Origin of the sequence: Asaia sp. SF2.1, assembly GCF_000505765.1 — a bacterium.
In the GTDB taxonomy this organism is placed as follows: domain Bacteria; phylum Pseudomonadota; class Alphaproteobacteria; order Acetobacterales; family Acetobacteraceae; genus Asaia; species Asaia bogorensis.
Window position 1 is genome coordinate 105,533 of sequence record NZ_AYXS01000012.1, and the last position, 4,342, is coordinate 109,874.

Sequence of the window (4,342 nt, forward strand, 5' to 3'; positions counted from 1 at the left end):
GAACGGATCAGGGATACGGCTCAGCGGCAGGCCGAGATGCTGCGCCAGCATCTCCTGATTGGGGACATTGCCCGGAACCTTGCGCAGCGCATCCATGTCATCGCTGAAAGCCAGCAGACGTGTCTTGCGTCCCGTCAGGCGTTCATAAGCCAGACGCACCCAGGTCGTGCGTGCGACTTCACCGAAAGTGCCGATATGAGGCAGGCCGGACGGGCCATAACCGGTCTCGAGCAGGGCCGGAGCATCGCCGCCTCGTGCCTCGACATGGGCCACGATTTTTCGCGCCTCCTCGAACGGCCATGCTTTTGGCAGGTCGAGGGCGTCTGGAGTGAGGGTGGCGTTGTTTTTTGCAATGCTGGACATGATTGGTCGAAAACTAGAAATAGTTCCGCCCCGGGTCAAGCAAGTTGGCGTTAGCCCCTCTTCTTCGCAGGCTGCCCAACGCGCCCATTCCACCCCGCTTCCGGTCGCATATGGCGAAGGAAACGCTCTGCTGGCGGGCGAGCGCGAGTGCGTCTATGGTCAGTGTGATGCCCACACCCTCCCGCGCCTTACCTTATGATGCCCCTGCCCTTGTAACGACCAGAGCGCGGGCGTCGGTTCTGACACCGGATGGCGAGCTTCTCTCCCTCGATGCAAACGAGGCGGCGCAGCTGCTGGCGACGCTCCCCCCGCCGCTGCTGATTCACGGTCCGGCCACAATCAGGAGACTGGGCCTCACGCCACCGGGTCAGGTCGTGCCGTGGTTCGATCTGCTCGAACTGTTCCTGTTTCTCTTTCCCACACGCCCTGTCGTGCCGACACCTCGGGGTATGGCTCTGGCGTTGGGGATGATGGCCCCTGACCCGTGCGAGGCCGATTTTCTGCATCAGCTTCTCGAAATGCTGCGCCAGAGCCTCACCCGTCTGGCAGAGACGGGCGAGGTGGACACCATGCGGGCCCTGCTTCCGCTTCTGTCCCGTGCAGGCTGGGCCTGGGCGGCGTTTGTCGAGACGGAACTGGCCGCAACCCCCTCGAGACAGCGCCATCCTTACGAGGCGTTGCGCGTCTGGCGGCGGCTGCCGCGCTGGGAGGAGATGGCGCAAAGACCACCGCCGGGAAGCCGCCCCGTCAGCCCGGTCGAGGCGCGTACCCGCCTCTCGGCCATTCTGGGTAACAAGGCCGAGACGCGCCCGGGACAGGCTGATTATGCCTCGGCCGTGACCCACGCCCTGACCCCACGCGAAGGATTCGGGATACCGGAAATCGTGCTGGCGGAGGCCGGAACCGGGACAGGCAAGACACTTGGCTATATTGCCCCGGCAAGCGTCTGGGCCGAACAGAATGATGGACCGGTCTGGATCTCCACCTATACGCGGCATCTGCAACGGCAGATCGAGCAGGAGCTGCACCGCCTCTATCCCGATGATGCCGAACGCCGAAACACAGTCGTTCTGCGCAAGGGACGGGAAAACTATCTCTGCCTTCTGAACATGGAAGACGCAGTCAACACGCTGGCGTCGAGGCCCAACCCCTCACCTGCTGCACTTGTCGGCCTGTCCATGCTGGCCCGCTGGGCCGAAGCGACCGAAGATGGCGATCTGATGGGGGGCGACCTACCGGGCTGGTTTGGCGATATCTTCGGCACCAGCACGATCTATGGCATGGCTGACAGACGGGGCGAGTGTATCCACGGCGCCTGCCCGCATTATCAGACCTGCTTTGTCGAACATTCCATTCGTCGGGCACGCGGCGCCAATCTCGTGATCGCCAATCATGCTCTTGTACTGTCGCAGGCAAGCTGGGCCAGCCTTGCACGCGACGATGTGCCTGATGAGGACCAGCTTCCAACGCGCTATTTCTTTGATGAGGGGCATCATCTGCCTGAAGCGGCAGATAGCGCGTTCTCGCTCGCCCTTTCGGGACTGGAGGCGGCAGAGCTGCGACGCTGGCTGCTTGGCGCCGAAGGCAGCCGCTCGCGCGCGCGCGGATTACGCCGGCGCCTGGAGGACCTCGTTGCCACCTCCCCGGCGCTGGAATCGCCGCTGGATGCCATCCTCTCCGCGGCCCATGCCCTGCCCGCACCGGGCTGGCTCGGTCGCCTCAATGGCGAGGATGACGCAATGGAACCGGAAGTGCCGGAGCTGATCACCAACAGCGCCGAGCAGTTTTTCCGTGCGCTCAGAGCCCAGCTCGAAGCCCGTCGCATTGGCGCAGCGGGACAGGACACGTCCGAATGTGAGCTCCACCCGGCTGGTGAGACGCTCAGGGGTGCGGCAGATCCTTTCGATACTGCGCTACGACGCCTGCTCACGCCGCTCGAAACCCTCGTCGAACGACTCAAGGCCCTGCTGAGCGAGCCGGATGACGCGCTGGAAGCGGCGCAGAGGCTGCGTATCGAGGCCATGATACGCTCTATCCGCCGGCGGGCCATTTCGCGTGTAGAGGGCTGGATTGCCATGCTCGACACCGTGCTGGGCGACACGCCTGAATCGGGAAGCGCGTTCATCGATCTCATCAGACTCGAATATGTCCCCGGCCGCCCGGGCGAGCGCGATATCGGCCTGCACCGTCACTGGCGCGACCCGACCATTCCCTTTGCCTCGGTCATGCAGGGGCCGGCGCATGGTATCCTGATCACCTCGGCCACATTGCGTGACCAGACGCCCCCGCAGGGTGAGAGCGGCCCTGACCCCCGTCTGGTCGAACAGGGCTGGCAGGCAGCCGAGACGCGGCTGGGCACGCCGCATTTCATCAAGCCGCCCATGCGGGCCTCGCTGCTCAGCCCATTCGATTACGCCAGCCAGACACGCGCGCTGATCGTCACGGATGTTCCCCCAAACGATCTCGATGCGCTGGCAAGCGCCTACAGGCTGCTTTTCATGGCAGCGGAGGGAGGCGCACTGGGGCTGTTTACCGCCATCTCCCGTCTGCGCGCCGTGCATCAGCGGATTGCGGCACCTCTGGAGGAAGCAGGCCTGCCGCTTTACGCGCAGCATGTCGATACGATGGATAACGCCACCCTGGTCGATATCTTTCGCACCGAACTCCATTCCTGCCTGCTCGGCACAGATGCGATGCGCGACGGCGTGGATGTGCCGGGTCAGGCGCTGCGTCTGGTCGTTTTCGAGCGTACACCGTGGCCGCGCCCCGATATCCTGCATCGCGAGCGGCGCAAGGCGCTCTCCCCCGACGACCCGCGCGATTACGACGACCGTCTCACGCGCATGAAACTGCGTCAGGCTTTTGGCCGGCTGATACGCAAGGGCGATGACCGCGGGGTATTCGTCATTCTCGATCGACGCATGCCCTCACGCCTCCTTTCCGCTTTCCCTGAAGGCGTCGCTGTCGAGCGTGTGAGTCTCGCGCAGGCTGTGCGGCAGATCGGGGAGTTCCTCCCTCATGAGCCTCACGCCGTAACGGAAAGTGATCCGCACGATGTCTGACACAGCCCTCGTGACCATATTCGGGGATGTCCTCATCCCCAACGGGGCGGAGACTCCCGAGATGGGGGCGACCGGGCCAGGAACGCCCGGAATGGGGACAAACGGGACAACTGATAGCCTCACGCCGAATACCGACAGCCCCATTCGCGGCACGGTTCTGGAGGACACTGGGCAAACCCTGCTCGGCATCGATCCGCAACGCCGCCTGTTGCTCAATGCACCTGCCGGGTGGAACCTGCTTCAGACAGCGCCCGCCGTGTATCAACTGCGCGATACCTCTGGCGCCATCTGGTCGCACGCCCCTGACGGCTCACGCGATCTGGTCATGGAACGCGCCAGCTGGGGCGAACTTGTTTGCCTCAGCCTGCGCCGCTTCCCGGTCATCGCGCCAGCACAGATATCATCCGAGCCCGTGCCGCGTCTGTTGCATTACATCTGCAATGATGTGGCGACACTGGACCCCGCCATTGCAGCCAATATCGAGCGCACGGCCCAGATGAATTCGGGATGGTCGCTCAGGCTGTGGGACGAGGCTGCACGTTTCGATTTCATATCCGAGCATTATGGCTGGGAAGTGCTGAAAATATACCTGATGATTGGCGGGGAATACGGCGCCGCCAAGGCGGATTTCTTCCGTTATCTGCTAATCTACAAGCTGGGCGGGGTTTATCTCGATCTCAAATCGACGACGTCACGTCCGCTGGATGAGATGATACGCGCGGATGATGCATATCTGATCTCGCAGTGGAACATGTCAGGCTCCGGACTGCACAAGGGATGGGGCATTGGTGCCTCGATCGCCTATGTTCAGGGTGGAGAATACCAGCAATGGTTTCTCATCGCCCGGCCCGGTCATCCTTATCTGAGGCGGGTGATCCAGCTCGTGATGACCAAGATCCTGACCTACCGCCCCGAGG

2 protein-coding genes and 1 pseudogene are annotated in these 4,342 nt (G+C 63.2%); 2 read left to right on the forward strand and 1 reads right to left on the reverse strand.

The genetic code is table 11. The features are described 5' to 3' along the window. Positions 1 to 363: pseudogene (gene lysK / locus P792_RS38640) on the reverse strand (lysine--tRNA ligase); the annotation flags it as partial. A 167-nt stretch (positions 364 to 530) separates the two neighbouring features. Here lysK and P792_RS26920 point away from each other — a divergent pair. Both P792_RS26920 and P792_RS35980 read left to right on the forward strand, forming a co-directional pair. Then, positions 531 to 3,425 (forward strand): ATP-dependent DNA helicase, encoded by a 2,895-nt coding sequence (locus P792_RS26920; protein WP_035439779.1) that lies wholly within the window; start codon positions 531 to 533, stop codon positions 3,423 to 3,425. Continuing rightward, a partial coding sequence (locus P792_RS35980) for a glycosyltransferase family 32 protein (protein ID WP_304412558.1) occupies positions 3,418 to 4,342 on the forward strand: 925 nt, incomplete at its 3' end. The genes P792_RS26920 and P792_RS35980, both read left to right, overlap by 8 nt.

What these genes read in the sequence shown, in the direction of transcription:
- P792_RS26920 (WP_035439779.1), top strand. Translation starts at nt 531, where the DNA reads ATGCCCACACCCTCCCGCGCCTTACCTTATGATGCCCCTGCCCTTGTA.